The 26,659-nt window shown below is 63.7% G+C and carries 23 protein-coding genes and 1 pseudogene; 9 read left to right on the top strand and 15 right to left on the bottom strand.

Annotation, left to right across the window (positions count from 1 at the left end; genetic code table 11):
* The first annotated feature begins 134 nt into the window (after positions 1-134).
* Both IEW19_RS18930 and IEW19_RS18925 read left to right on the top strand, forming a co-directional pair.
* Positions 135-1,046: an intradiol ring-cleavage dioxygenase gene (locus tag IEW19_RS18930; RefSeq protein ID WP_188573135.1), complete on the top strand. Its 912-nt coding sequence runs from the start codon at positions 135-137 to the stop codon at positions 1,044-1,046.
* Between the two features lie 264 nt (positions 1,047-1,310).
* Positions 1,311-2,612 (top strand): polysaccharide deacetylase family protein, encoded by a 1,302-nt coding sequence (locus IEW19_RS18925; RefSeq protein ID WP_229748590.1) that lies wholly within the window; start codon positions 1,311-1,313, stop codon positions 2,610-2,612.
* 109 nt (positions 2,613-2,721) lie between these two features.
* On the opposite strand, the gene IEW19_RS18920 is transcribed toward IEW19_RS18925, so the two are convergent.
* The gene (locus tag IEW19_RS18920; protein WP_188573134.1) at positions 2,722-3,000 is read right to left on the bottom strand and encodes a YciI family protein; all 279 of its coding nucleotides are present in this window, start codon (positions 2,998-3,000) and stop codon (positions 2,722-2,724) included.
* A 184-nt stretch (positions 3,001-3,184) separates the two neighbouring features.
* Between IEW19_RS18920 and IEW19_RS18915 the strand changes: the two genes are divergently transcribed.
* On the top strand, positions 3,185-4,150 hold the full coding sequence (locus tag IEW19_RS18915) for a metallophosphoesterase (RefSeq protein ID WP_188573133.1): 966 nt from the start codon (positions 3,185-3,187) through the stop codon (positions 4,148-4,150).
* A 113-nt stretch (positions 4,151-4,263) separates the two neighbouring features.
* Here the strand turns inward: IEW19_RS18915 and IEW19_RS18910 are convergent, their stop codons facing one another.
* On the bottom strand, positions 4,264-5,208 hold the full coding sequence (locus tag IEW19_RS18910; RefSeq protein ID WP_188573132.1) for an alpha/beta fold hydrolase: 945 nt from the start codon (positions 5,206-5,208) through the stop codon (positions 4,264-4,266).
* A 142-nt stretch (positions 5,209-5,350) separates the two neighbouring features.
* On the opposite strand from IEW19_RS18910, the gene IEW19_RS18905 reads away from it, so the two are divergent.
* On the top strand, positions 5,351-6,403 hold the full coding sequence (locus tag IEW19_RS18905; RefSeq protein ID WP_188573131.1) for an LLM class flavin-dependent oxidoreductase: 1,053 nt from the start codon (positions 5,351-5,353) through the stop codon (positions 6,401-6,403).
* 93 nt (positions 6,404-6,496) lie between these two features.
* Here IEW19_RS18905 and IEW19_RS18900 read toward each other — a convergent pair whose 3' ends face one another.
* Complete coding sequence (locus IEW19_RS18900; protein WP_188573130.1) at positions 6,497-7,024, bottom strand: YbhB/YbcL family Raf kinase inhibitor-like protein; 528 nt, start codon at positions 7,022-7,024, stop codon at positions 6,497-6,499.
* 752 nt (positions 7,025-7,776) lie between these two features.
* Between IEW19_RS18900 and IEW19_RS18895 the strand changes: the two genes are divergently transcribed.
* Positions 7,777-8,142 (top strand): hypothetical protein, encoded by a 366-nt coding sequence (locus IEW19_RS18895; RefSeq protein WP_188573129.1) that lies wholly within the window; start codon positions 7,777-7,779, stop codon positions 8,140-8,142.
* A 125-nt stretch (positions 8,143-8,267) separates the two neighbouring features.
* Here IEW19_RS18895 and IEW19_RS18890 read toward each other — a convergent pair whose 3' ends face one another.
* On the bottom strand, positions 8,268-9,782 hold the full coding sequence (locus IEW19_RS18890; protein ID WP_188573128.1) for a CYTH and CHAD domain-containing protein: 1,515 nt from the start codon (positions 9,780-9,782) through the stop codon (positions 8,268-8,270).
* A gap of 620 nt (positions 9,783-10,402) precedes the next feature.
* On the opposite strand from IEW19_RS18890, the gene IEW19_RS18885 reads away from it, so the two are divergent.
* Positions 10,403-10,825, top strand: coding sequence for a hypothetical protein (locus IEW19_RS18885; RefSeq protein WP_188573127.1), 423 nt, complete (start codon positions 10,403-10,405; stop codon positions 10,823-10,825).
* A gap of 865 nt (positions 10,826-11,690) precedes the next feature.
* On the opposite strand, the gene IEW19_RS18880 is transcribed toward IEW19_RS18885, so the two are convergent.
* The 10 genes from IEW19_RS18880 to IEW19_RS18835 all read right to left on the bottom strand — a co-directional run bounded on the left by IEW19_RS18880 (position 11,691) and on the right by IEW19_RS18835 (position 22,820).
* Entirely contained in the window at positions 11,691-12,479 is a 789-nt protein-coding gene (locus IEW19_RS18880; RefSeq protein ID WP_188573126.1) for an HAD family hydrolase, read from the bottom strand.
* A 99-nt stretch (positions 12,480-12,578) separates the two neighbouring features.
* A complete protein-coding gene (locus IEW19_RS18875; protein WP_188573125.1) occupies positions 12,579-13,943 on the bottom strand; it encodes an MBL fold metallo-hydrolase in 1,365 nt (454 codons plus the stop codon).
* Positions 13,944-13,983: 40 nt separating this feature from the next.
* On the bottom strand, positions 13,984-14,796 hold the full coding sequence (locus tag IEW19_RS18870; RefSeq protein ID WP_229748589.1) for a carbohydrate ABC transporter permease: 813 nt from the start codon (positions 14,794-14,796) through the stop codon (positions 13,984-13,986).
* 146 nt (positions 14,797-14,942) lie between these two features.
* Positions 14,943-16,274, bottom strand: a complete 1,332-nt coding sequence (locus IEW19_RS18865; RefSeq protein WP_188573123.1) for an ABC transporter substrate-binding protein — start codon at positions 16,272-16,274, stop codon at positions 14,943-14,945.
* Positions 16,275-16,334: 60 nt separating this feature from the next.
* Positions 16,335-17,171, bottom strand: a complete 837-nt coding sequence (locus IEW19_RS18860) for a carbohydrate ABC transporter permease (RefSeq protein WP_188573122.1) — start codon at positions 17,169-17,171, stop codon at positions 16,335-16,337.
* A gap of 482 nt (positions 17,172-17,653) precedes the next feature.
* The gene (locus IEW19_RS18855; protein WP_229748588.1) at positions 17,654-18,226 is read right to left on the bottom strand and encodes a polysaccharide deacetylase family protein; all 573 of its coding nucleotides are present in this window, start codon (positions 18,224-18,226) and stop codon (positions 17,654-17,656) included.
* A gap of 305 nt (positions 18,227-18,531) precedes the next feature.
* On the bottom strand, positions 18,532-20,157 hold the full coding sequence (phnE, locus tag IEW19_RS18850) for a phosphonate ABC transporter, permease protein PhnE (RefSeq protein ID WP_188573120.1): 1,626 nt from the start codon (positions 20,155-20,157) through the stop codon (positions 18,532-18,534).
* A complete protein-coding gene (phnC, locus tag IEW19_RS18845; protein ID WP_188573119.1) occupies positions 20,154-20,972 on the bottom strand; it encodes a phosphonate ABC transporter ATP-binding protein in 819 nt (272 codons plus the stop codon). The genes phnE and phnC overlap by 4 nt, the downstream gene beginning before the upstream one ends.
* Positions 20,973-20,974: 2 nt before the next feature.
* A complete protein-coding gene (locus tag IEW19_RS18840; protein ID WP_188573118.1) occupies positions 20,975-21,925 on the bottom strand; it encodes a phosphate/phosphite/phosphonate ABC transporter substrate-binding protein in 951 nt (316 codons plus the stop codon).
* A 187-nt stretch (positions 21,926-22,112) separates the two neighbouring features.
* Complete coding sequence (locus tag IEW19_RS18835; protein WP_188573117.1) at positions 22,113-22,820, bottom strand: phosphonatase-like hydrolase; 708 nt, start codon at positions 22,818-22,820, stop codon at positions 22,113-22,115.
* A 269-nt stretch (positions 22,821-23,089) separates the two neighbouring features.
* On the opposite strand from IEW19_RS18835, the gene IEW19_RS18830 reads away from it, so the two are divergent.
* Together IEW19_RS18830 and IEW19_RS18825 are read left to right on the top strand one after the other, a co-directional pair.
* Positions 23,090-24,295, top strand: coding sequence for a TIGR03364 family FAD-dependent oxidoreductase (locus IEW19_RS18830; RefSeq protein ID WP_229748587.1), 1,206 nt, complete (start codon positions 23,090-23,092; stop codon positions 24,293-24,295).
* 553 nt (positions 24,296-24,848) lie between these two features.
* Complete coding sequence (locus IEW19_RS18825; RefSeq protein WP_188573116.1) at positions 24,849-24,995, top strand: lmo0937 family membrane protein; 147 nt, start codon at positions 24,849-24,851, stop codon at positions 24,993-24,995.
* A 549-nt stretch (positions 24,996-25,544) separates the two neighbouring features.
* Here IEW19_RS18825 and IEW19_RS24295 read toward each other — a convergent pair.
* Positions 25,545-25,668: pseudogene (locus tag IEW19_RS24295) on the bottom strand (sugar phosphate isomerase/epimerase); the annotation flags it as partial.
* Between the two features lie 278 nt (positions 25,669-25,946).
* Between IEW19_RS24295 and IEW19_RS18820 the strand changes: the two are divergent.
* Positions 25,947-26,659, top strand: a 713-nt coding sequence (locus IEW19_RS18820; RefSeq protein WP_188573115.1) for a multicopper oxidase domain-containing protein, incomplete at its 3' end; no start/stop codon positions are given.

The following is a 26,659-nucleotide window of genomic DNA, read 5'->3' as shown; positions in this document are numbered from 1 at the left end:
GACGGCGGCGGGGGAGTGCCGCCGTCGGCCCTTTCCATGCGGGGCGACGCCCTGCCGGAAGCTCCGACCGGACGCACAGCAACGGCACAGAAACAACCAGTCCACGGCATAGCCCAATGCGGTTTCCTAGGATCATGACCACTTCACGCACTCCCGACCAGCTGGACGTTGATCAGCCGCACCCCGAGCACGACCGGGGGCTGGAGTTCGACCTGAACACCCTGATGAGCCGCAGGACCCTGGGACTGTTCTTTGGTGCCAGCGGTGCTGTCGCCGCGCTCGCCGCATGCACGCCCGCCGGCAACACGGGCTCCACCTCTTCGGCGACATCCACGGCCACCGCCAGTTTTTCTGCGGCATCCTCGGGCTCCGCCACATCCTCAGCCGCTCCCACCCTGACGCGCGCCATCGCCGAATGCGGAGTGGAAATCCCCCAGGAAACCGCGGGCCCCTATCCCGGAGACGGCTCCAACGGGCCGAACGTCCTGGAAGCGTCCGGGGTGGTGCGCCGGGACATCACCTCAAGCTTCGGAACCGCGTCCGCCAAGGCCGAGGGCGTTCCGCTGACGTTCACGCTGACCCTCCTGGACAACGCCAACGGCTGCACCCCGTTGGCCGGCGCCGCGGTTTACGCCTGGCACTGCGACCGGGACGGAAAGTACTCGATGTACGACTCAAGCCTGAAGAGCGAAAACTACCTCAGGGGCGTGCAGCAAGCGGATGCCAACGGCCAGGTCACCTTCACATCGATCTTCCCCGGGGCCTACTCCGGGCGCTGGCCGCACATCCACTTTGAGGTATTCCAGTCGATGAACAACGCAACGGCGGCCGGGCAGGTCCTGGCTGTCTCCCAGATCGCACTGCCGCAGGCCGCCTGCGACACCGTCTACGCCACCCCGGGGTACGAGCGCAGCATCACGAACATGACCCGCACCACGCTGAAGTCGGACAACGTGTTCGGCGACGACGGCGGCATCTACCAGCTGGCCACCATGACCGGCTCAGCTGCAGCAGGCTATACGGCGGGGCTCAACGTGACCATTTAGGCGAGCAAGGGTGTCCCCGTGCTGACAGTTCTCCGCCTCCCCTTATGATGCTGGTGTTTGCTTTCTCAGCGTCTGGACCGAAGGAGATCGGGGATGGGGCAGCGTTTGTGGCACGGCAGCCCACGCGTTGGCGCCGCCTGCCTGCGTTTCCTCTTGGCCTCGTTCTGTGTAGTGGCACTCGTCTGTGGCGGCAGTACGGCCAGCGCTCCATTGGTGATGCTGCATCCCCATGAACGGGTTTCGAGCCAACCACGGGTGGTCCCGATGCCACAGCCCCTATCGGATGTCCTGGATCAACCCGCCGAGGTGCCGGGCGGGTACGCGATGACGTTGACCGCCCAGGTTGGGGCCCACCACGTCCATGCGTCCTGGACCTACGTTGACGGGCTGCCCGCGCTCAACGCGCATATGGATGCCTGGCTGCTCGGACTCCTTGACGCGGCTGCCCCGGGGGGTGGCCGCTACCGGCCCGCGATGGCACTGAACGCCGGGCAGCATCAGGGCCGGGAAATGACTGTCTCTGCCGGACCCGTTCAGGCCAAGGGCGCAATGCTGGTCGTCCGTGAACAAGTGATGGATGCCGGACCCGACGGAACGGGTGCCCTCAGGTCCGCCACCGTCTACGCCGACTTGGCTTCCGGCGCGGTCCACAGCGGCACGGAACTGCTGAGGCCTGACGCCCTACCCGCCATCCGGGCGCGCATCACGGGAATCCCCACAGGCATTGCCGCACCCGCACCTCAGGAAGCTCCGACGGACCTCGTCCTCAACCCCGCCGGGGAACTGACCGTTACCGCAGGCTTGCCCGGAATGCCGGGTCATACGGAGACCATGACGATGAATGCCGCGGATACGGCGGCCGTCCTCAGCGATTATGGCCGCCAGGCTCTTGCGCAGCTGAATGCTGCCGCGGCACCGCGTCCCACCACCGCGCCGGCATCCAGGCACGTGAACTGCGACCTCGTCCCGTGCGCTGCATTGACGTACGACGACGGGCCGGACGCCCACACGACACCACAGTTACTGGACATCCTGAAAGAGCGAAACGCCCAGGCCACGTTCTTCATGACCGGGTCCAACACGACCGCCAACCCGGCGACCGCAAAGCAGGTGGCCGACGCAGGCTACGCAATCGGCAACCACACCTTCAGCCACCCCTACCTGACCAAGCTGTCCCCGCCCGCCGTCAAAAAAGAGATCGAGCGGACCGACGCCGCGATCCTGGCGGCCACAGGCTCCACACCAGCCACCATGCGCCCGCCATACGGTGCGGCGGATGCCGCCGTCCAGGCCGCAGTGGGCAAGCCACTGATGATCTGGGCCGTCGATTCATTGGACTGGCAAAGCAAGAATCCGGCGGCCTTCGTGCCCAAAGTGCTCAAGGAAGTCACGCCGGGCGCCATGGTGCTCATGCATGATGTCCAGCCCTCCACCATCTCCGGTCAACGGGAACTGATGAGCAGCCTGCAGGGACAGGGCTACCGGCTGGTGTCCGTCCCGCAGCTCTTCGAAGGAATTCCGCTGCTGCCCGGGCACGTATACAGGTCCCGGCCGGCGCGCCAGTAGTCATCGGATGAGCTGCCGCAAGCCGTGTCGCCAGGACTACCTTCTCGCCCTTCCGTTAGGAGCTGTACGCTGCAGCTGACGGTGTGGGAGCAGTGGCTGGCAGGCTGTCCTACGCGAGGTGCACGGCGTTCCACTCCAGGAGCCGTGGTTCGGCCAGCCCTTCGGTGACGAAGGGGTCCCCGGCGACGAACCGTTCCGCTTCCTGGCGAGACGTGAAGATGCCCATCGAGCTGCCGCCAGGGTCGGGGTCCTGGAACGGGCCGAGGGCCAAGAGGCCGCCGCCGTCAGCGTGAAATGCCTCGTAGTAGGCCTTGTGGCGCGGGTAGGTCTCCATAACCCGGGAGCGATCGACGCCCTCACGCACGGTGTACAGCACGACACATTCCATGCGCCCGAACCTACCACTTGCAGGGTGGCCCTGGTTCTAAAGTCACGTCGTCCACCTGTTCGGACCCGTGACCTGCCCGAATTTCCTTCGGGTTAATGCGGAGGCCTTCGCTTCGTTCGCAGGGCGTAACCGAACGACGATGGAATCGGTTTAATCCATTCCCGACCATGGCCGGAGCTCCTTCATGCCAATCGATTCGCCGTTGTCCCGCAACGTCTACGAGCACAGCCGCCGGGCTTTTATGGGCCTTGGCGCCGGAGCCGCAGCAGCTTTTGCTGCAATGCCTTCGGCCGCTTCAGCAGCATCGAAAGGTGCAGAGCCGCTGCTGCGGTTTGGAGTAATTGCCGACTGCCAGTATGCGGACAAGCCCGACGGCCCGGTCCGTCTCTACCGGCGCTCCATTGAAAAGCTGCAGGAAGCGGTGGCGACGCTCAACGAGGCTGACCTGCGGTTCGCCGTTCATCTGGGCGACTTTGTGGACGAGTTCCCGGAGAGCTTCGATGCTGTGATGCCGATATGGGAAACGCTGCGCATGTCCAAGTACCAGGTGCTGGGCAACCATGACTTCCAGATGCCCCGCGAGCAGCTGCTGTCCACGATGAACATGCCGGCGTCCTACCACCACTTCCGGCGGGACGGGTGGCGATTCATCGTCGTGGATACCAATGACATCAGCACCTATGGCAACCCCAAAGACTCCGCCAACTACGCTCTGGCGGAAAAGATGCGTGCGGACCTGGTCGCAGCCGGAAAGCCAAACGGCCAGACATGGAACGGCGGCGTCGGCGCAGAACAGCTGACCTGGATCGAGCAGACCCTCGAACACGCCCGCGACCACGGCGAAAAGGTGGTGCTTACGGCCCACCACCCGATTTTCCCGGTCAACCAACACAACGCCTACAACGACACCGAACTGGTGGAGCTGTTGAACTCTTATGACAATGTCGTCGCGTGGCTGAACGGCCACAACCACGCCGGAAACTACGGCTTTACCGGCGGGACCCACTTCGTCAACTTCAAGGGCATGGTCGACACCCCCATCACCTCGTATGCCACCGTCCAGGCCTACGACGACCGTCTTGTGATCGAAGGCTTTGGCCGCGAACCCAACCGCATTGTTCCCATCGGCGCTCCGGCCTACGAGTTCTGAGCCGTCCGCGCGGGTTCTGGCGCATCATCCTGACCAATCCAGCTGGAAGGGGCGACGACGGCGGCGAGGTGGGTGCCGCCGTCGTACCTTCCGGAGGAGGTGCTTTGGGGCCGTTAGGCCGCGGCCACCCGCTGGATGAACTCGACGGTCTCGCGTTCTGTTTCGGCGCGGGTGGTGGGTTCGTTGTGCACCTCGTGCCGGACGCCGGGGAACACCCGGGTGCGGACGTCCGCGTGGCCTGAATCTGCCAGGCGGTTGGCCACATGGTAGGCGCCTTCGCCGTAGTTGGTGACGGGGTCCTGGTCTCCGGCGAGGATCAGGACGGGAAGATCCGCGGGGAGCTGTTTGTACCAGTCGTCGGAGGTGACTTGGTCGTAGAGGTCCACGAAGCCCTGCAGGAAGCGGGCGCTGAGCGGTGCGCCGAAGTTGTTGAAGGGGTCCCGGCCGTGGTCGGCAACCACGTCTGCGTCGAGAGCCACCCAGGCGGTGGGACCGGCGCCCTCGCTGAAGCGACCCAGGAAACCGTCGAACAACTGGGCCACCAGTTCCTGCGGCGCGGGCTGGGCGCCGCGCTCGCCGGTGGCAAGCCGCGCCAGTTCGGCGCGGTTGACCATCTTCTCGATGCCCCGCATCTGGGCGGCGATGCCACAAAGGATCAAACCGGAAAGCTGTGCACCTGGATTGACGGCCATGCCGCGCGCGATCATGGATCCCCAGCTGTGTCCGAACACCACGTACGGAAGGTGGGGGAGTGCCTCCCTGGCTTTGGCCTGCAGGGTGAGTTCATCGGCAACCACCACGCTGGCGGCATTGTCTCCGGCGTCGCCCCAGGTGCCCTGCTGCATGGCGGTGCGCCCGTGCCCGGAGTGGTCGCCGGCCACCACGATGAATCCCGCGTCCACCAGGGTGGAAATGAAGTGCAGGTAGCGGCGGGAGTGCTCGCCGAGCCCATGGATCAGCTGCACAATCGCCCTGGGTTGGCCGATGGGTTCGTAGACCCAGGCCTGGATGGTGTCGCGGCCGTTGGCGGACGTGAACTCGATTTCCTGCAGTGACATATCTTCCTCCCGTGCCGGCGCCGTCGCTGGCCTGAGGCGAGCCTAACCACAAGGCCGTCATAGTCGTCAATGATTGCTGGGTCATTTATGGGGCTTCCGCCTAGTCTGAAACCAGCCACGTCCGCCGCTTTGAAGGAAGCCGATGCCGCACCCCGAACGTCCCCTGCGCAAGCTGGGATTCCTCACCATTGGCCTGTTTGACCCCGCTGATCCGGCTGCGGGCCACGAATCCACCCTGCAGATCATTGAGCTGGGGGAGCGGCTGGGGTTCGACAGTGCCTGGCTGCGCCACCGGCATCTGCAGTTCGGGATCTCTTCTCCCGTGGCGGTGATGGCGGCGGCCAGCCAACGGACGTCCCGGATCGAGCTGGGTACTGCCGTGACGCCGCTGGGCTGGGAAAACCCATTGCGCCTGGCCGAGGACCTGGCCACCGTGGACCTGCTCGCCGGGGGACGCATCAACCCCGGCGTGAGCGTGGGGGAGCCGATGCAGTACGACACGGTGAAGCATGAGCTCTACCCGGATACGGCTGACGTGGAGGACTTCAGCTACGCCCGCGTGGAGCGGTTTGCGCGTCTGGTTGCTGGGGAGCCGGTGCGTGAGTTCTCCGGCAAGCAGGGCGTGGTTGAGGAGTTTTCCAACCGCGTGGAGCCGAACTCTCCCGGGCTGCGGGAGCGGCTTTGGTACGGGGCCGGCAGCACGAAGTCGGCGGTGTGGGCTGGGGCGAACGGGTTCAACCTGCTGTCCAGCAGCGTGATCTTTCCCGACAAGGACCAGGAGCCGGACTTCGCCCTGGTCCAGCAATCACAGATCCGGGCCTTCCGCGAGGCTGCCGCTGCGGCTGGAAATGCCGGGGCACGGGTGTCGCAGGGCCTGGTGGTGATCCCTACCGACTCGGCGACTCCGGCCCAGCGGGAGAAGTACCAGCGGTACGTCGACGAACGCACTCCCCGCACCGCTGCTCCGCAGGGGCCGAGGGGCATGATGTTCGCTCAGGATTTGATCGGGACCAGCGAGGAGGTCGCCGAGCAGCTGTACGCGCACGCCGGATTCCAGGAAGTGGATGAGGTGGCGTTCGCGCTGCCGTTCAGCTTTGAGCACGAGGATTACGTCCAGATTCTTACCGACATAGCGGGGAAGCTGGGTCCGGCGTTGGGTTGGGCACCCATGGGAGGCGAGCAGCTCGCGTCGTAGGCGGCGGTCCTGCTCGGTTCCATTACCTCCTGAAACGCCGCAGGTGCACGTCCGTGGCAACCGGACATGCACCTGCGGCGTGCCGACAGGGGGTTAGGGCTGCTCGAAAGTGCCGACTAGCCGTGCGCGGCCGATGCCGTGCGAGAAGATATTGAACCCCAGGTAGGCGGGGCTGGCTTCAGCGGGGATGTCGAGCTTCTCCACATCCAGCGCGTGGACTACCACGTGGTAGTGGTGCACGCCGTGGCCGGAGGGCGGCGCTGCGCCCACGAAGCCGGGGAAGCCTGCGTCGTTCGCCAACTGCACAGCACCCTCGGGCAGCCCGCTCTCCGCTGCACCGGAAGGCAGGGAGGTGGTGGACGCCGGCAGGTTGAAGACAGCCCAATGCCAGAAACCGCTGCCGGTGGGCGCATCGGGGTCCAAAATGGTGACCGCAAAGCTTTTGGTCTCCGCCGGAAAGCCTGACCACGACAGCTGCGGGGACCGGTCCTGGCCGCCTTCAATGCCCATCTTCCCGCTGCGCTGTGCTGGGGAAAGAGTGTGACCGTCCTCGATGTCGGCGCTGGTTATCTGAAATGCCGGAAGCTGGGGAAGTTCCTCGTAAGGGTCACGGGATGTCATTGCGTGTTGTTCTCCTCGCTCGTTACTAGGTGGACGGTCCAAGTATTACCTAAAGGGTGGGTTGACGGGTTCCGATGGGCGCCTGGGCGGTGGTCTCTGAGAAGCAGCTGCTGACGATGGCGCGCTTTCCTGGCGCAGCCGTTTGTGTTGATTCTGGATGAAGCGCCCGCTTCACTAGCCACCGGACCGAGGTGCTGGTGCAGAGACGGTGAGCGCTTTGCGGTCCGCAGCATACTTGTCCAATGTAAGAGTATTCTGCAACATGACCGTCCGGCTGGAGTCTAAGACCCTCCATCCGAGTGCAGAGAAAGCTGTTCGTGCCCTATTCTGACGCTCCTATACTTGCTGCCAGACGTCAGGTTTGGGTGTACCTGACTGGACGGCGCGTGCGTCGGAAAGATGAGCAGGTGGGAGTGGGGTGGGTGAGAGCTTCAGTACCGGAGGAACGGATTTTCATCGGTTGACCGGCTCCGGTGGCAGCTATTCCGGAGCAAAGCTTGCTGTTGCCGGGACTGTGCAGGGCAGGTGGTGACCTCCCGGGCGGGGAGGTGACTTTTTCGTCGGCGCAAGCGGGGTGAAAATCAATTCTTTCATTCCGTCGTTACCCGTTGTTCGGGTGGCGTTGGCCTGTCTCATCAGCATCGGCCGGACACTGCAGAGACCCGGTCTGTGGGTCCTGCCGCCGACGGCACAAAGAGCTGACCGGTCGGACGTCTCGCCGTGGAGGCGCTGGAGAGCTGTTGGAGGCCTTGTTGATCGAAGACCGTGAGCGGGCAATCGCTTATGTGACCGGGCGTATCTGTACGTCCTCCAGTGCCAGGCTGATCAGGGACGTGGACACCGGAGGGTTCGTGGTGATGAGCGGGGAGGTCTCCGCGGATCGCATCCACATCTACGATTTCCAGACCTGCAGCTACCTGGCCGGGAACAGAACAGCCGGCCGGTGGAATCTGTTCCACGCCCGGGACAACGCCACCATTGAGCTGATCCCGACCGAACCAGGGCGGTTCGCGGGTTTGGATCATGCTTCGGGCCAGTGGTTCACCGTCACCGTGACCGGGAAGACCGCCTTGGTCAAGGACATGGTCCCCGGAAGGTCCAAACACTACTTGCTCTGACCTGACCGAAGGTGACGTTGGTTCAGTCGCCGGCGGGGCTGGTTTGTCCTCAGGATTGCTTCCGGTTGGGGCGCGGGGCGCTTTCCGGCCCGGGGGTATCAGCTGTCTGTGGGCGGCTGGTTCGTTTAGGGCAGTCTCACGGACGGGAAGTCCTTCCATTCCTGGTGGAAGCGGTGTTCGGCGGTTAGCGCTGCGGACTCTTCAAGTGCGTGCAGGCGCCCGAAGCTGAAGCCATTTTCGTTGTGAACAAAGGCTTCGGCTCCCAGGCGGCGCAGTACGTTGCGCGTGACGATGCTGTCCTGGTGGTCGCCGAGAATCTTTTGGACCTGGTGGGCTGCCTCTGCCAGGCGCGCGGCTTTTTTCGGGCTGACGGGGCTGCCTGCTTCGGCGGCGTAGCGGAGGCGTTTGCCGTCTTTACGGGCCTCGTGCAGCGCCGGATGGTCACCGGTGCCCGCGGGGTGCTTTTTGGCTTCCCTGACAGCTCGCTTCAACCGTCTGATGTCGGACTGGATCAGCGGAGGAATGACTTTACGGGCGGTCCCGGTCCCGTGTTTGGTCAGTGCTGCTGCCGTGAGGAAGGACTCGAGTTGTTCGATGAGCTGGAAGTAGCGTTTGCTGTCCAGTGCTTCCACTACCTGCGTGTGGGCTTTTTGGTATTCGGAACCTAATTCGAGGTCGACCCGGCGGCCGACGGGACCCATGACCAGCTCCACCGGTTCGTGGGCGATCATGTCCTTGAGGCGTAGGTGCATGACTTCCGCGTCGCGGGCTTGGCCCAGGACACCGGCGAGCCACTTCAGCTCACCGCGCAGCGTTTTTGCCGTCCCGGTGTCTTTGAAAAGCTTGAGGTACGTTGCCAGGACCGAGCGGATCTTGCGGGTTGCGACCCGCATCTTATGGACGCTGTCGTGCTCGTCGAGCCTGACCCGCGGGTCCTGCTCGGTGAGCGTGTGGGCCTGCCCGGCGAGGTAGGTGAGCAGCACAGCGCCGCCGGCGCCCTTGAGCTTGGCTGGCAGTGCCGGGTACGAGCCGGGCAGATTCTTGCCCAGGGCACGAACCAATTTGGAACTCCCGGGTGCGGGCCGGACGCCGGCCTTGGCGAGCAGTTCCTGCCCGGCGTCGAGCAGCGTCCGGGGGCCGCCGGTAAGTTCAAGCTCCCATTCGCGCCAGTGCTGGCTGCTTGGCCTCGGGACGAGGGTCTCGGCGTGCACCTGGTCATCACTGAACTCGGCCAGGACATTCCCCTTCTTGTTCCGCAGCCGGTAAACGGTCCGTTTGGTGCTGAGCCGGGCCACGACGATCAGGGCGCTGTCCCTGACATGGACGCGGACCAGGCGCAGGAGCGGCTCGGGTACCCCATCACCGTCCTGGCCCAACGCTTCGTGGTATTCGTTCCGTTCACCGGGACCCGCGGGCAGTTTCAAATGCCAGCCGGCGTCGCTCCCGCCGGTCCGGCGGCGCAGGGTGATCTGCTGCGGGGCCAGGCGCAGATCCACGGTGTCAAAGTACTCGGCCTCAAGCCTCTGTCGGGCGGGTTCATCAACCCGCGCCACACCGGGCAGATCTTTGAGCCGGGGGACTGCGGCGCCCTCCTTGACGTCGAACTTGCGCTCAATCTCAACCACAGTCGTCGAAGGCATAGACCAATTTTAGATCTGGCCCCAGCCGGTGTCACCGGGCCCATGCAAGGCCCGTACACGCCCGTCTTGCCGGTGGCCGGCCGACCACCGGCAAGGTCGGCGGCCGCCGTCCCACAGAGGTCCAGGGACAGCCAAAGGGCGTGAGTTCCGGGGGGATTTGGGGAGGGCACAGCGGGTGCGTCCGGCTTACCATGGGCCGCGTGCACGAGAGTGGAAATATTTAGTTTCTTATGTCGCGTTCCTGGGTCAGCCCGTAGGGAACTTCATCGCTGAGCGCGACGGTAACGACCCCGGCGCGTGGCGGGTGATCAGGATTCCCTTGCGACCGTCACGCACGGCGTGTTCCCGGACTTCCGCAACTGCGGCATCCAGTTTCAGCTCCATGCTTTCCCGGTTGCCCGCGGTCACTCCTATGCTCGGCTCTACCCTGCCGATCTCCATGCGTCTTCCGCCTTCTCGAAGCTATCTCCTGAAAAATGCACATCCCCGGCCATGCGGTCCTAAGCATGCGGGGCAACCGTAGGACATTGCCGTGAACGCCAGCAAACACAAACGGCCCAAACGGCCTGTGCCGGCAATGCTCTCGCCGCCAAACGCAGCAGGACCCTCGAATGGGGCCCGTGGCAGACAGGCTCACCAAGTGCGGACCCGGCCCGGAAACCACGGCCGACGCCGTGACGCCCCTCAAGGAAGCCGTCCTGGCCGCACATGTCGCCGGCGCCCTTCCATCGGCACAGGTGGACATAGCGGACGCGGCAATACGGGGCCAGGTCCAGGGCCTCGGAAGTCTGGAACTGGCGCAGGTCGGGCCGCCCGGCATGGACTGGGACGCATCTTACGACGCGGCCCTTGACGCCATCGCACGCAGTTGGGCCCGCCGTCGGCAACGGATAGCACGCGGCCCAGCTCCTGACCCAAAACGCCTTTCGGCGGGGCCGCACGCTCCCGCCAGCCATCATCATGTTGCATGCACGCTGGCTGAGCGTGGGCCGCCTCAGCCCCGGCCACGCCTGAGTGCCAGCGATGACTTTACGCACCATTGACCCGGCATTTTACCGAAGTACAGGCATCCGCCCTCCTGCCACGGTTAAGGGAACAAGGCGGGGCAACGTGCGGCTCCCGGACGCGCTGGCCCGATAGGCGCTGCGTGAAGTGCTGAAATTGGCGAAGCGCAAGGCCCCTTAACTACTTCAACTCCGTCAGGATTATCCGAAACCCATTGTCCGGATGGTACGTCCAGGTCGCAGAAATTTTGTCCCAGGTGGCATCTTGCGTCCCGTCTAGGGCACGCGTCCCGTCCATCTGGCTCGCGATGGCATTGGGGACTTTGACTACGTCCAGAACGCAATCGATTTCTGTGAGGCTGAGACCGCCGCGGGATCCTTTTTTCGGCTTGCTTTGCAGGGTTATCGAGTAACCGTCGTCCCCGATTGCTCCGTAGGAGCTGCCGTTCAGACCGCACGAGCGGGCTGCTTGTTGGAGGTGGGTCTCTGCAGGTGCCGACGAAGTCGCACCTGCCGGCGTGGGAGTCTGGTCTGCTGCCGAGCCCGGCAGGCTTCCGCATCCGGACAAACCTGCGATTATGATCGGGCCCAGCAGCGCCCAGCCGGTTACGGGAGCCATGCGTGCCTGTTTGTCGCACGGCACTGGGCGTCGGTGAGTCTCGCTGGTCGAGTTCACAGTTACCCAAGGCGCGGTTGCCGACGGACGGCAGACGTCCAGCCCCGGAATTCCTGCCGCCAACTTGATCTCCCATTGCTGGATCCCTGCCCCAGCGGCACGTTCCTGGCTCCATCGTAGGAGTCAACCCGCTACGGCAGCCCACGAAGGGCACAAGAATCTATCAAGACTGATCCACTACCTGCTCCTCCACGCACGCCTGACACCAAACCGGGACGACAAAATGGGTCAGTCGTGGTTGGTGTGGTCCGCGACGATGCGCTGCGGGTCGGTGGTGGTGGGGCGGTGTTCGCGGAACCTTTCTGGGTTCTCCGCCCAGGCGTCTATGGCTGGATACAGGGACGGGAAGTCGGGGCCGTGGAGGGTGGTTGGGCCGCTTGGGTGATTGTGACGGTCGATGTAGGCTGTCGCGCAGCCCGCTTCATGGGGGAGCCGGAGGTCGTTTTCCCAAATGTCGCCGACGCTGAGCAGGCGGTGGTGCGCCCGGTGTCGGAGCATTTGGGGGAGCAGCTCACTGAACCCGGCGGGTTTGCCGGCGTCCGCCCTTACGACATCGATGTGGTCCTGGAGCCCGAGCGTCCGGAGGCTTTCGTTCACCCCGGAGGAGGGCGCGTTGGTCACGACGACCCGGAGTGCACGGCCTGTGAGGTTGTCAAGGAAGTCCGCGAGGCCGGGCGGTGGTGTTATTGCCACGTCGCCTGAGGCCAGGCGCTGACGGCTTTCGGTGAAGGCGGCGTTGAGTTGATTGGCATGAAGGTGCGGGCCGAACAGGTCCGCGACGGCTGCGTAACCGTCCGGATAGGGCCTGCAGCCCGGGCCGTTGCTGAGGAAGTGTTCCAAGGCCTCGAGCAGAGGTCCGCTGGTTGCTGCGGGGAGCCTGCGGGCGGCGGCTTCGGCGTACGCGTGTACGGGGCCGTCTCCGAGGCAAATGGTGCCGTCGAAGTCCAGAACGAGCAGTGGCAGCGGTGAATCAAAGACCGCGGCATTGTTGGCCTGGGGTGGCGGGAGGAGGTTCATGGGAGACTTTCGATCATCGCTGAGTGTGTGGGTGGGGAGCGGCGGCCTGGCTGCGGGGTCCGCCGGTCCGTCACAGGGTTCCGCCAGGCGGTGCCACGTCTAGCGGATCCTCTGGCCTTTAAGGGTGTAGGAGGCGCCGTATTCGGGGAGGAGCCTGGGAACGTCCACTTGGAGGGCTTCGGGACGGAATCCGTGGATGGGCACGACGACGCCGGGGTGGATGTCCGTGACCATTTTGTGGAGCGCTTCGCCGGTGGCGTGGCCGGTGGAGCCGATGCTGACAAAGGTGATGTCGAGCCGGTCGAGCCATTCCAGGTAGGTGTGCCAGTTGGCCATGAAGGGTCCCAGTGGTTCGCCTTGGGCGTGGATGTACGGTACGAATGTTCCCGGCGGCCGATGCGGGGCGGTCAGCGGCAGGTCCAGGAGGCTGGGAACGTCTGAGACGTCGGGTTGGATCAGGTACGAGGACGGGCAGGCCCGTACGGCGTCCAGGCTTACGGTCCGGATTGTCCCAGGGACGGCCGCTTCGGCACGGACCACGGCTTGGGCGTGACCGGGCGTCTGTGGACGGGAGCGGTCCCAGGTGGTGACGCCCTCGACGCCGAAGTGGTGCAGTAGCGCCGCTGACTGCCCGGGCCAGACCAGAACACGGCCGTGGGCGGTTGCGTGGGCGATCAGGCGTCTGGCGCGATCCACATCACGGACGTACATACTCAGCAGGGCCAGCCCGGGTGCGCGCGTCATGGCTTCTGCGGACAGATCGAGTATTTCTGCTTCGCTTCGGGGTTCCAGGGCGGGGGCGTCGGCTGGCATGTCGAAGGAGAGCATGGTTGTTTCGGTGACCAGCATGTCCACGCCGGCGACCCGGTCCACGAAGCCCCGGCTGCGTTTGGCGCCGTCGCGGTGGAAATTTATATCGCCGGTGTACGCCAGTGTCCCGTCGGGTGTGGTGACCAGGAATCCGCAGGCGCCCGGGATGTCGTGGTCCACCGGGACAGCTTCGACGGTGATGTCCCCGACGGCGACCGTCCCGGTCATGGGGGTCAATTCCGGCTGGCTGCCGGGCCCGGACGTCCCGGAGGCGAATATGGCCGCTTCGAGCAGTACGGTGTCGGGGTGCGCATAGACGGGGATGTCGGGCCTGAGGAAGCCGAGGGCACCGTCGTGGTCCAGGTGGGCGTGGGACAGGAACACGGCGGTCAGCCGGTCATCGGACCAGGCCAGGGTTGCGCCCGGGTCCAGTTGAGCGGGGTCATAGATGCCGGGCATGGCGGGTGCATACCCGACGGCGAGGCGGTCGCGCAGTTCGAAGCCGGGGCGTTCACGCACCGGGGCGCGGAACAGGTCCTGGTCGGACGGGATGTCCAGGCCCATGTCCAGGAGCACGCGCGCGGTGGGTGTGGAGACCATGATTTTGGAGGATCCGATCACTCCGATCCCGCCAAAGAATTCAATCGTTGTCATGCCAGGTCCCGTTCGTGGGTGTTGATCGTGTTGTGGTTCGTCAGCCACGGACACTGCCCTGTGTGCCGTAAACGCCGGTGACGAAGTATTTTTGCAGGAACAGAAAGAGCACGATGATGGGCAGCGTCGTGAAGGAGACTGCCGCGCAGAGCCCTGTCCAGTCGGTTCCCTCTGTCCCGTAAAAGGCTTGAAGTCCTACTTCTATGGGCCGGACAGCGTCGGATTTGGTCATGATGTAGGGCCAGACGAACGCGTTCCAGGAACCCATGAAGGAGTTCAGCGCCACTAAAACGAGGCTGGGCGCGGCAAGCGGCGCAGCGACCGAGAACAGCATCCGGAGCGGGCCGGCGCCATCCATTTCGGCTGCTTCGAAAAGTTCCTTGGGCAGCGTGAGGAAGAACTGGCGGAGCAGGAAGATGCCGAATACCGATGCGCCCCAGGGGACGATTTGGATCAGATAGGTGTCGTACCATCCCAGCTTTTGGGCCATGATGAAGTTCGGTATGAGCAGCACGGTTTGGGGCACCATCATGGCGCTCATTACCAGCAAGAAGAGGACCCCCTTGCCGCGGAACCGCATGAGGGCGAACGCGAACCCTGCCAGCAGCGATGTGATCAGGACCAGCAGGACGACGCTGCCTGCGATCAGCACCGTGTTTCCGAAGTACGTCAGCCACGGGCTCTTGCCCCAGGCCTTGGCATAGTTGGAAAAGTCCCAGGCCGGCCAGAGTCTGGGCGGGAACGTGAAGACGTCCGCGTCCGATGCGACGCTGGTGATCAGCATCCAAAAGATGGGAACCAGGAAAATGAGTCCCACGGCGATGGCGGCACCGGGCTGCAGCAGCCGCCCCACCCGGCCGTTGTGGCGGCCAGGGGTGCGCCCTGCTGGTCCCCTGCTGATACGCGGTGGCCCGGGGCGCCAGCCCGCGCGTCCTACCGAGGCGTTCGTTTGCGTTCTTGTGCTTGGGGTCATCGTGGGCGTTTTTGTTTCCACAGCCGTTACTGGGAACCCTTCATGGCCTTCATGGCCGAGTCCTGGGCTGCGGCCAGGGCATCCTGTGAACTTGATGATCCGTTCACGGCGGCCTGGATGGCTTGGGCCAGGGCACCGGAGGCTTTGTTGACCCAGGACTTCGGGGGGAGCGGAGTGGCTGCGTCAAGCTGGTTGGTGGCGTCGGTCACGAACGGAGTCTTGGCGGCGTAGTCCTTGAACGCCGGCTGGTCCATGGCGTCCTTGCTGACCGGCAGATAGCCCGTTGTAGCGGACCAGTAGGCCATTTCCTCCGGCGAGGTCAGAAACTGCATATATTTCCATGCGGCGGCCTTTTCGGCGTCCGAGCTCTTGGCGAAGAGGGCAATGTTGGTGCCGGCCAACTGGTTGGCCGGGCCTTTGGGGCCTGAGGGCAGAGCGGCGACACCGAGTTTGAACTTGTCCCCTACTGCCTTCAGGTTGAATGGGTAGCTGGCCACGGTGGAGACATCAAACGCCCCGGTGCCACCGCCCAGTGCGGCCTGGCCGGGGTAGTTGGTCCCCAGCACCAAGGACCCCTCTTTCTTCATTCGGACCAGATAGTCCATCGCCTTGGCCGCGCCGTCCTTGGTGAACTGTGGTGTCCCGTCGGCGGCGAAGACTGGTTCGCCCATCGATTCGGCCAGGATTTCAAACAATGCGGTGCCACCGGCAGGTCCTGAGGAACTGCCCGGGTCGATCGACAGGGCAACAGTGTTGCCTGTGGAGGCTGTTTTCGCGGTTGCGGCGAACTCGTCCCAGGTCTTGGGCGCCGCCGGCACCATGGCCGGGTTGTAGTACTGGACTACGACGGATTTGTTGAACGGCCACATCCAGGTTTTGCCGTCCGCGAGTTTCATGTCCTTCTTGATGCCAGCGAAGAAGCTCTGATATTGATCGCTTTTTGCCGCGTAGTCGTCCAGCGGGACGATGACTTCGCTTGTGGCGAATTCATCGGCCCAGCTTCCGTACACCTGCGCGATCGACGGGGGCGTTCCCGCGGCCGTCTGGGCGTTGATTTTCGTCTGCAGAGTTCCGTAGTCGGGCTGGTCCTGTAACTCGACCTTGATGTTCGGGTTTTTGTCCATGAAGTCTTTGGTCATCTTAGCCAGTGCGGTTTTCTGTGCGCCTGATGACATTGCCTCCATGAAGGTGACGGTCGCAGGCGCCCCGGTGTCGGCTGGCACAGTGCTGTCTGTGCCCGTGCCGGCACTCGTGTTGGCGCCGCAGGCGCTGAGCGTCAGCCCAGCGGCAACAAAGATTGAGGTGGCAAGGAGCCGGCCACGGCCGCCCGTGCACAGAGGTTTCGTGTTCTGCGTCATTTTGTTCTCCTACAAGTGATGGTGAAGTGAGTGGTAGAGCAGGGGTTTTGCCGCAACGTCTCAGACAGTCCGGCCAAGGGAGCGGGTCGTTCGCAGCTGCAGGATTGAGAGCGCCACCGTGATGCTGAAGAGAACTACGGCCAGCGCGGCGGCGTAGCCGGTTTTTCTGAATACGAATGCCTGCTGGTAGAGCTGGAAGCCCAGCGTTGCCGTGTCGAACCCGGGGCCGCCTCCGGTCATCATGAAGAACTGCGTGAAAGCCTGCAGAGAAGCCACGGAGGAGACCACGATGACGAAGATGGCGACGGGTCGAAGCTGCGGGAACGTGACGTTCCAAAATTCCTGCCAGGCGTTGCATCCGTCGAGGCGGGCCGCCTCGGACAGTTCAGTCGATATGGTGGTCAGGCCGCCGAGGAAGATCACGGTGGTGAACCCGATTTCGTGCCACAGTGAGTAGATGATCACCGCCGGCATGGCAAAGCGGGAGTTGCCGAGCCAGTCAATGTTGGGGATCCCAAACCAACTCATGACCAGATTGGCCAAGCCGAAACGTGGATTGAAAATCCAGACCCAAACAATGGATGTTGCCACCAGTGGGGTTACGTGGGCCAGGAAGACGGCGGTGCGGGCGGCAACGTTGATTCGTCTTGCCTGGCGTAGCAGCATGGCCAGTCCCAGTGAAATTGCCGTTCCGCCCACCACCATGGCACTAACGAAGTAGCCAGAGGTTAGCAACGTGGCGGCAAACGGTGGATCCTGCGAGCCGTCCACCAGCATTTGGTAATTGGCCACGCCCACGAATTTGTTTTGGTCGGGGTTCAACCAGTTCCACTTGAAAGTGCTGACGACAAAGGTGAAAATGGTCGGCCCGATGGTGAAGACCAGAAAGATCAGCATGGCCGGGAGGATAAATAGATACGCCACCGGTGACCGCAGACCGGACGTGCCCCGGGATGCCGCGGTCCTGGATGCCGCCGCGGTCTTGCCTTGGAGGATCGTCTTCAAGGTAACTCCCAACTTCAGGTAGACCTGAACGGCCCTTGGCGGGTCACCAAGATTCCAACCTTCCGGGCACAACATGACGCAACGGGAACTGAACAATGAACCGCCATGGAACAAAAAGCGGACGTTACCGCCCGTCGGCTCACCGGTGTGTCCGGGTCTCTGGGCCGGCCCAATCCCGGGACGCGAAAAAACTCTTTCCCAAGCGGGAGTCCAGTAGGCGTTCCGGGACTGGATGGTCACCACGGTTATGGAAGTGCTTGCTTAGTCGGCATGCGGCTGGCCCTCGAATCGCCCCCGTCCCAGCCCTCGCGTGCCCACCGGAACCTAAATAACCGCAACGGCGACGGAGTGCCGCATCGGATTACGCGGGAGCATCACGCTACGCCGAGGAAGTCCTCCAGCAGCACAACTTGCAGGCCGGCAGCGTCCTGTGCTGCACGGAAAGCGGCGAAATCGGCTGGGAATTCGGGTCGGAAGTGCATCAGGACGATGTCGCCGGGCCTTAGGGTGTTGCCGTATTGGTAGTCCATGCGGCCGGCGTTGGCCTTGGCTTCCCAGGTGATAACTGCTTTGAGTCCGGCGGCTGCGACTGCTTGCCGCATGGTCGTGGAGTAGGCGCCTCCCGGGGGCCTGAACAAGGCGGGTTTGCGGCCGTACTGTTGCATGGCGAAATCCTGCATCCCAATAATGTCGTCGAGTTGCCGCTGGTAGCCCCACTGCGTGGTCATGTTCACGTTATGGCTGACGGTATGGTTTTCGATCCGGCTGCCTTGTTCCATGAAGGCCTTGAAGAACGCCGGGTTGTCCCGGACCGTGTTGCTCGTCAGGAACAAACTCGCAGGAAAGTCGTTTTCGGCGAGGAGTCGGACGCTATCCGGGGATTTCACCGCTCCGTCATCAATCGTGAGGAACACAACGGGCTGTTTGGTCGGGATCCTGGTGATCACCGGAGCAAGGCCACCTTGGATGGGAGGCAAAGAATAGTCCGGAACGAAGGAGCCCCGGGGGCCCTTGGTCGATCCTGCGGGGCTTGCTGCCTGACTCGTTGCCGGCCCGTCAGGGCCAGCCGACGACTCAGTCCTGACGGCTCCCGAGGCCGGATCTTTCGCGGACGTGGTTCCGGGGGTCGAACATGCAGCCAGTGCAGTCGCCAGGGATGCCCCAAGGAAACCGAGTGCAGCGCGTCGACTGGTGTCGGAAGGGTGATCGTCACACATAGAATTTCCCGGGCCTGGAGGTCTGAAGATACGCGCTAGTAGGAGAGCAATTTGCGGAGTAACACTGCCAGTCCCTCGATGCTGAGCACCACGGCGATGACCAGCAGCGTGAAGGTGGCCACGACGTTGTATTTGCTCAGCTGGGCGGCGTTGAACATCGCTTGGCCAACGCCCCCGGCACCGACCACGGCAAGGACAGTTGCCGCGCGGACGTTGGTGTCCAGGGCGTAGAACATATGTCCGATGAACGCGGGCGATGCCTGCGGCATGGTGGATGAGAAGTATACCTGCGGCCGGGAAGCCCCGACCGCTTTGAGCGCACGTTCGGGGCCGGGGTCGACTTCCTCGATCGAGTCTGCCAGAAGCTTGCCGAGCAGGCCTACTGTGCCGATGCCCAGGGCGAGTGCCGCAGCGCTGCCGCCAAGGCCTGTCACGAGGATCAGCACAATGGCGAGAATTAGTTCGGGGATGCCTCGCACCATCAGCAGGAGGAGTCGGGCACCGGCGCGAGCGGGGCTGCTGGCTGCCACGTTCCGCGCTGCAAGGGAACCGATGATGCTGGAGAAAACGACGCCGATCAGCGTGCCTGCGAGTGCGATCGCGGTGGTGTCCCACAGCATGGCGAAGGCCTGGGGCCAGGTGTATTCGCCGGTGGAGAACGGGAAGAAGTATGCGATGCGCTCGGGCAGGACAGCCCAAATGGTGAGGAAGTCGCTCCAGTTGGGCTGGGCTATGCATGCAGAGGCGGCAATTACCGCGACCGCGGTCCAGCCCATTAGGGCCCCGCGGGCACGTTCCCATGGGGTGGGCGTCGCCGATGCCGTGTGCCCGCTGTTCAGGACCATCCGGCGTATAAAGACCGAGATAATCTCCATGACAGCACAGAGCAGGAACAGGAGCAGGGCAACAGCCATAGCACGTTTGTAATCGAGCCGCTGGATGCTTGCAGAGAGCTCGTAGCCCAACCCGGGCATGCCGACGTATCCGAGGATCGCCGATGCCCTCAGGTTGATGTCGTTGCGGTGCAGGATCGTAGCGATCCAGCTGGGCGTCACCTGCGGGAGGATGCCGGAGACGAACTGCTGCATTTTTGTCCCCCCGGCTGCACGGATAGCGGTTCGGGGGCCCTCGTCGATCTGCTCAATCGCATCGGCAAAAAGTTTGGCGACCATGCCGACCGAGTGCAGGCCGATGGCCAAGATGCCGGGAAGAGAGCCGAGGCTGAACATCGTGGCCAGAATGATGATGAGGATGAGTTCGGGAAATGCGCGTGCCAGCACGGTAGTGGCACGTCCGACCCACTGCAGGCTTGGGTGCGGGCTGGTGTTTCGGGCCGCCCAGTAGGCGACAGGTACCGAGATGATGGCCGACAGGACGGTCCCGCAGATGACAATGGCGAGGGTTAGGACCGTGAGTCGGAGCAGTTCCCCGGGCTCGGAGAAGTCGAGGGGGAACATGCGCGCGAAGAAGCGTTGGGCAGAAGTGATGCTTTTCTGAAATCGGACGCCTGAAAAATCCAGCGTCGCGAACGCCACGATCGCGGCGGCAGCGAAGAAACCCAGCACGCCCGCGATGGTAAGTGAGGCCGCCCGGCGACGGCCAGGTCCGCCACCGACCCGTGGAATCTTGGCTTGGGCCTGGGGAGTGGCGAGGGTTGTCACGATACCGCCTGCCGGAGATGCGGGACGGTTGCGTCCAGCGCCGCCAGCTCGGCCGGCACCCCGGGCGCGACCGCGCTGTAGATCTGCATGACGGAATCTCTATCGACGCCCGAGGCGGGCGTGTCCAGGACCACCTTGCCCGCGCGCAGTCCAACCAGGCGGTCGCCCCAGGACATCGCAAGCTCCACCTGGTGGAGACTGCAAAGGACCGTGAGGCCCCGCTCCCGGCCGATCTCGCGGATGAGGTCCATGACCTGCTGTGAGGACTCGGGGTCCAGTGATGCTACGGGCTCGTCGGCAAGGAGGATCTCGGGGGACTGCATCAGGGCCCGCGCGATCGCGACGCGCTGCTGCTGGCCCCCTGATAGTGTGTCGGACCGCTGGTGCTCGCGGCCGGCAAGGCCGACGCGGTCGAGGTGGCCGAGCGCTGCGGTACGGAGTTCCTTAGGGTACATCCAGGTGCCCAAGCGAGGTCCGCTGAGACGTGCAAGGGTACCGGTGAGGACATTTTCGAGTACCGAAAGTGAGCCGACGAGCTCGAACTGTTGGAACACGACGCCGATGCGGGAGCGCAGGTGTCGCAGCCCCTTGCCGCGGAGCGAAGCGACGTCCTCGCCCAGGACGCGGATGTGGCCTTCGGTGGGGACATCGAGCTTGTTGATGTGGCGCAGAAGGGTTGATTTGCCGGATCCCGACAGGCCGAGGAGGACAACGATTTCGCCCTCCCCGACCGTGAGGCTCACACCGTCGAGCGCGCGGGTTCCGCCGTAGAGCTTGACAAGTCCGTCGATTTCGACGGCATGAGCGTTGGACATGTTCAGACGCCTTCGCAGGTTTTGACGTCGGGAAGCGTCTTGCAGAGGTCGCGCAGGTTGTTGTAGTACGCGTCGTCAACCGGCTTGTAGCCTTCGCCGAAGAACTTCTCAAATGCCGGCGAGGTGGTAATGCCGGCGGCCCTGAGGTCAGCAGTTGTCACGGTGGACAACTTTTCCTTCAGCTGGGACTTGAGGTCGGCCGGGAGGGCGTCGCCTACTGAGAAGGGCGGACCGGGAACGAAGGCCTTATCAACCACTTTGAGGTCTTCGGCCTTGAACAGGCCAGCGGCCGGCCCGGTGGTGGTGACGGTGATTTCCTGCGCAAAGCCCGCGTCGCACTCCTTGCCCTGTGCAGTCTTCTGTGCCGAGACATCGTGTTTGCCTGCAAACACGGGCGTGTAGTCACCCTTCGTGAGGCCGGCCTTGTGGAGAAGGTACTGCGGGAACAGGTAGCCGGACGTCGAGTTTTCGTTGACGAAGCAAACCTTTTTGCCTTTAAACCCGGCAAGGTCCTTGATATCCGAGGCGGCCGGAACGATGGCGTTTGAGTAGTAGCCGGGCTGGTGCGTACTGGCGTCCACGGTGGCGCCTACCGGTGTGAACTGTGCGCCCTTGGCCTTGGCCTGGAGGTAGGTGAAGGCCGAGAACGAGACGACGTCCACCTGGCCGGCGACGCTGGCCTCGATCAGCGCGGCGTAATTTGAGGATTCCTTGACCTCAACCTTTTTGCCCGTCACTTTGGCAACGTAGTCGGCAACGGGCTGCCAGGTGGAGGTTGCGGAGCTCTCGTCGGGAACCATGCCGATGATGAGTGTGCTGGAGTCCTTGGCGAACGTGCCGGCCCCGGGTGTGGCCGTGTTTCCGGCAGAGGTGGCGCAGGCGCTGAGGGCGAGGATCGCGGTCAGCGCAATGGCCGAGGCCTTGACGGCGCGGCTCGCAGTGGCGAGTGACATGGGGGTGCCTTCCGGGATATGTGTCGGGTACACGCAAACTTTGTTCCGCGGGCGGGAAATTTTTGTACTGAATTTGGGTGGGAAACGTTAACAAAGATCGAACTCTTACAAACGGGTGCCCGGCGCCGCGTGGCAAGCGCCCGGCAACTGTGTCAAGCACCCCGTGACGCGCCCCCGAGGTGGGTTGTCAGCTGAGTAATTCGGGGATGTCCTGGACGCCGCTGACAATGTGGTCGTGGGGGTGGGCCGCGAGATCCTTGCGCCCCAGCTTGCCGGTCAGGACCCCGACGGCGGTCACGCCGGCGCGGGTCGCGGCGAGGAGATCGTTGACGGTGTCGCCCGCGGCGAGGACCTGCCTGACGTCCTGGACGCCCGTGCGTTCCATGGCACGGTGGATCATGTATGGCGCGGGGCGGCCGGCCGCGACTTCGTCGGAGCACACAACGGCGTCGAGCAGGAGGCTGGCCGGTCCGGCGTCGTCCGTTTCCTCCAGTGGCGCGACAACCCAGCCGAGGCTGGCCAGGAGCGGGCAGGCCACGTCACGGGAGAACCCCGTCGTGAGGGCGATCTTCATCCCGCGCCCCCGGAGGTCGGTGAGCGTTTCCTCGACGCCGGGGAGGGCGACGGGCGGGCGGGCTGCATAGTAGCGGGACAGCAAAGATTTGAAGTGATCGACGCCGCGCTCGACGAGTTCAGTTGTCGGTTCCCCGCCCACAACACGGGTAAGGCCAGCGAGGGCTTCTGTCTTGTCGGCGCCCATCCAATCCTGGACCTGAGACTCGTTGGGGCGTGTTCCGGCGACCTCGCCAACGGCGTCCGCAAGGGCCCGGTACACGGACCCGTGTTCATCAACCGTGGTGCCGGCAATGTCGCAGACGACAAGGGTGATGCTCATGGTGTCTTCTTTCGCTCGACAGTACCCGGCCGGACTGGCCCGGCCATCCGGAATAGTCTGTTGGGCCCGTCGTTCGACGCGGGCGGGTTTGGGCCGGGCACCCACAACCTGATGCTATTCGTTGGGCGTCACATGGGGACCGCGCACAGGCTACGAAGACCCAAATAGTCCATGAACAGCGTGACTCCAAGGAAAATCCTGTCCAAACTTTGCCCAACAGCATTAGCGCAGGCTTGATCCCGCGCCGGTAACGCCAGAATGTCAAGGGTATGAACGCGCAGATGCCGCCAGAGGCGATCCTCCCTGCTTCCGCTCCAGAATCACGGCTCGATGCTGACTTAGTGGTGGTTGGTGCCGGAATCGTCGGGCTAGCGCACGCTTCCCTGGCACTGGTCTCCGGCCTTAGGGTCATCGTCATTGACCGCGACTACGAGGCCGTCGGCGCCTCCGTGCGCAACTTTGGCCACGCATGCATCACTGCCCAGTCCGGCGAACTCTACGACATAGCCCAGGCATCACGCCGCCACTGGCTGGCGATGGCGGCGCGGGCCAATTTTTGGGCCAGCGAGGCCGGGGCTGTGGTGATTGCACGCACGACGACCGAGCTCACCGTGCTCGAAGAACTCTCGGCTTCGCGCGAGCCGGGGCAGGTGGTGCTTCTTGACGCGGACGAGACCGCACGCAGGACGGGGCGGCCCAATGCTGCAGGCATCCGCGGCGGTGCGTGGCTACGGGATGATCTCCGGGTGGATCCGCGCACTACCGTGGCCAAGCTGGCCGAGTGGGCCCACGCCCATGAGGACGGGAGCGTGCGGTGGAACACCGCGGCAATCGGCTTTGAAGCAAGCCACGACGGCGGAGCGGTCACCGTCCGCACGTCGCGAGGGATCCTGCGAGCCCTCAGGGCGATTATCTGCGTGGGACACGACGTGGACTACCTATGGCCAGCGCTTGCGGCCGAGCACCAGATCCGGCGCTGCTCTCTGCAGATGGCCCTTACCGCGGCACCGGAGGGCCTTGACTTGGCTCCGGCTGTCCTGACGGCAACCTCCATGCTCCGCTACCCGGCCTTCAGGGACATGCCCTCCGCAGCCCGCCTTCACGACGAGGTCCTCGCAACCCGTCCTGAACTGCTGGACATCGCGGCGAACGTCATGTGTACCCAGCGACCCGATGGAACGCTGATAGTGGGCGACTCGCACGCCTACTCACCCACCGCGATCCCGTTCCTGGATGAGGACACCAGCAAGCTCCTCCTGGATGAACAATCGGTGATCCTAGGCCGCGACCTCAAGGTCATCCAGCGGTGGCAAGGCATCTATGCGTCCTCCGACGTCGGGTCCTACCTCGTGCGTGAAGTGGAACCGGGTCTCACGGTCGTTTCAGTTACCTCCGGGGTAGGCATGACCCTGTCCTTCGGGCTCGCCGAGCGGACGCTCGCAGAATTTGAACCTGCTCTGGTCCGGGAAGCTTGATTGTCCAGGCGCACGCGCTGCGCCGCGAACATCAAGACGTGCGGCGAGCCGATGACGGTTGGCGCACTCATGTCGTGGTTGACACCGCTTGCCCGCAGCACCCGCTGTGACCTACCCCTGGGTCACGGCAGAGCGGACGCCATCTGTGGGCAGGCTGCCGGAAGGTCTTGACCCGAACTGCCTTTTTGTCGCGGGGCCTGAGCCGCCGCCGGGATCATGTTCCTGGCTTGGGAATTCCTCCATGGCTCCATCCCGGTGTCCAAAAGCCACCCCTGTCTTAGCCGCTGAATAGCTCTCCTGCCAGCAGTAGGAGTGGACAATCCACGGTAGGGTTCACCCGAATTTTCTTGTTCCGTTTGTTCCTTGTTTTGCTTGCGCACCTTCAAGCCGTACGCTGCCTGTAACTCGGCTTCCAACCGGGGCAAAGGTGTGGCAAATAAGTTCGTTGTGGCCGCCGTGTTGCGTCTATCCGCCCTTGTTCGAGCCTAGGGTGAACACATCACACAAAAAGCGGCTAAAGAAAAGCGGCCGCGGACGAACAAGGGAGATCACCATGTTGCTCTGGATAGCCGTCATTATCGCCGTACTCTGGCTGCTCGGCTTGCTCGCCAACATCGGTGGCGGTCTGATTCACATCCTGCTGGTGGTCGCCGTCATCGTCCTGATTGTCCACTTTGTCCGTGGCAGGTCGCGGGTCTGAACCGCCCATTACGAAAGGAAGGCCTGGGTCCGTGGACTCGGGCCTTCCTTCCGTGTGCGGCCTTGCAGCAGTAAGGATGAAGTGCTGATCAAAGTAGGCGCAAAGGTTGATCAACCAGCAGCGCCGTCCGGTTCTTGACGTCCCTGCAGGGCCGGGGTGCAACATTTTTGTAGCCAGGGTCGGTGGCGCCGTAGCGCCGACCCTGACAGTGCAGGGCACTGCATCCCCCATTGCAGCAGTGTCCTGCCCCAAAGGTAAGAGCCTGTCCCCAAGGACGGGACGCCGTCAGCGCAGGTTTTGATCAAGACCGGCGGCTTATCCGATGCGCACCGGTTGTGCCCGGTTACGTCGGGGGGGTGAATACACATCGCAGGTAAGGTTTTCAAACCGCAAGGTGAGGCCCGGCTCTTGGGGCTCTAACCCCGGGGTTGACACTGTCCTCGTTGCTAAAGGTGGCGTCGAAGCTGGTTTGGGAGGGTCGGCAAGTCGTAATTTTAGGGGGCCGAGAGGGCGCGGAAGAAGGCTTCTCAGGGGCCTAGTTCAGGTGGGGTAGATCCGGTCTTTGAAGTCCCAGATGAAGGAGGCGGAGTCGACGCCCTGCCAGATGATGTGGGCGGGTCCCGGTTCAGGCCGCACGCTCACGGTGGCCGATCGCTTCGAAGGTGCGGATTGAGACGTGGCGGGGAAAATCATGGTGAACTGCCGATCGCGGGCGCTACAACAAGCTTGCTGAAGGCGCAGTGAGAGCCGCCCGGGGGCGGCTCTCACTGTTTGTCAAGGTAACGGGAGGATGAACGGTAAGGAAGAATTGGTAAGGGCAGGCTAACCTTTGTTAGCATCTCGTGGTGGTTCCGTCCGGGTCCGCGGCGGCCCTGTCCAGGAGTTTTGATGTATTTCTTCCGTTCACGCGTCCGTTCCGGGGAATGCCGGGAATGCGTGCCCAATCTAAGAATGCTCGTTCCTGCTGTGGTCCTGGCCGTGAGCATGCTGACCACCTTGGGCCTTGTGGGGGTGCTCAGCAAAACCTCGTCAGCTGCGGGGCATATGGAGCTGGCGGCAGCGCAAACCCGGGGGATGGATACCGGAGCGGTGCTGGTTGACCCGCCGTCGGTCGGGGCCGGGTTCGATGGCAATCTGGCAGTGACGCTGGAGGCGTCCAAGACGCGTTTCGAACTGTCGGGCCAGCAGATTTGGGGGCAGTCCTACAACGGCTCCTTCACGGCGCCGACGATTAATGCCGAGCCGGGACAGACGGTGTCCATTACCTTGCATAATCGTCTGAAAGTGGCAACAAACCTTCATTTCCACGGTCTGCACGTTTCGCCTTCAGGGGACTCTGACAACCTCTCCTTGTGCATCCCTCCCGGGGCGACCTTCACCTACAGGCTGGCTATCCCGGCTGACCATCCGCACGGCACCTACTGGTACCACAGCCACGCCATGTCCACCGAATGCCCGAAGAATGACATGAACGGAATGCACGGCGGGCATGCCACGACGGGAATGCTGGGGATGGCCGCGCCGGGCAACACGAACCCGGCGCCATTCACCCCGGGGGATGTGGAGAACCAGATCTCCGCCGGCCTGTCCGGAGCCCTTGTCATTGGGGACACCCGCGCTGGTTTGCCCGAGCCCCTGCAGAACGTCGACACCCACACGCTGGT

Origin of the sequence: Arthrobacter liuii (assembly GCF_014639275.1) — a bacterium.
Classification (GTDB): domain Bacteria; phylum Actinomycetota; class Actinomycetes; order Actinomycetales; family Micrococcaceae; genus Arthrobacter; species Arthrobacter liuii.
The sequence above is the reverse complement of the archived record's forward strand: the minus strand, read 5'-3'. Positions and strand labels throughout refer to the sequence as shown.

Bases quoted from the DNA above. Each gene is read 5' to 3' on its own strand.
- IEW19_RS18920 (WP_188573134.1), bottom strand. From the start codon at position 3,000: ATGGAATGTGTCGTGCTGTACACCGTGCGTGAGGGCGTCGATCGCTCC.
- IEW19_RS18825 (WP_188573116.1), top strand. From the start codon at position 24,849: ATGTTGCTCTGGATAGCCGTCATTATCGCCGTACTCTGGCTGCTCGGC.
- IEW19_RS18930 (WP_188573135.1), top strand. From the start codon at position 135: ATGACCACTTCACGCACTCCCGACCAGCTGGACGTTGATCAGCCGCAC.
- IEW19_RS18835 (WP_188573117.1), bottom strand. From the start codon at position 22,820: ATGAGCATCACCCTTGTCGTCTGCGACATTGCCGGCACCACGGTTGAT.
- IEW19_RS18875 (WP_188573125.1), bottom strand. From the start codon at position 13,943: ATGACAACGATTGAATTCTTTGGCGGGATCGGAGTGATCGGATCCTCC.
- IEW19_RS18865 (WP_188573123.1), bottom strand. From the start codon at position 16,274: ATGACGCAGAACACGAAACCTCTGTGCACGGGCGGCCGTGGCCGGCTC.
- IEW19_RS18840 (WP_188573118.1), bottom strand. From the start codon at position 21,925: ATGTCACTCGCCACTGCGAGCCGCGCCGTCAAGGCCTCGGCCATTGCG.
- IEW19_RS18925 (WP_229748590.1), top strand. From the start codon at position 1,311: ATGCCACAGCCCCTATCGGATGTCCTGGATCAACCCGCCGAGGTGCCG.
- IEW19_RS18910 (WP_188573132.1), bottom strand. From the start codon at position 5,208: ATGTCACTGCAGGAAATCGAGTTCACGTCCGCCAACGGCCGCGACACC.
- IEW19_RS18860 (WP_188573122.1), bottom strand. From the start codon at position 17,171: ATGCTGATCTTTCTGGTCTTCACCATCGGGCCGACCATTTTCACCTTT.
- IEW19_RS18890 (WP_188573128.1), bottom strand. From the start codon at position 9,782: ATGCCTTCGACGACTGTGGTTGAGATTGAGCGCAAGTTCGACGTCAAG.
- phnC (WP_188573119.1), bottom strand. From the start codon at position 20,972: ATGTCCAACGCTCATGCCGTCGAAATCGACGGACTTGTCAAGCTCTAC.
- IEW19_RS18900 (WP_188573130.1), bottom strand. From the start codon at position 7,024: ATGACATCCCGTGACCCTTACGAGGAACTTCCCCAGCTTCCGGCATTT.
- IEW19_RS18905 (WP_188573131.1), top strand. From the start codon at position 5,351: ATGCCGCACCCCGAACGTCCCCTGCGCAAGCTGGGATTCCTCACCATT.
- IEW19_RS18915 (WP_188573133.1), top strand. From the start codon at position 3,185: ATGCCAATCGATTCGCCGTTGTCCCGCAACGTCTACGAGCACAGCCGC.
- IEW19_RS18880 (WP_188573126.1), bottom strand. From the start codon at position 12,479: ATGAACCTCCTCCCGCCACCCCAGGCCAACAATGCCGCGGTCTTTGAT.
- IEW19_RS18830 (WP_229748587.1), top strand. From the start codon at position 23,090: ATGAACGCGCAGATGCCGCCAGAGGCGATCCTCCCTGCTTCCGCTCCA.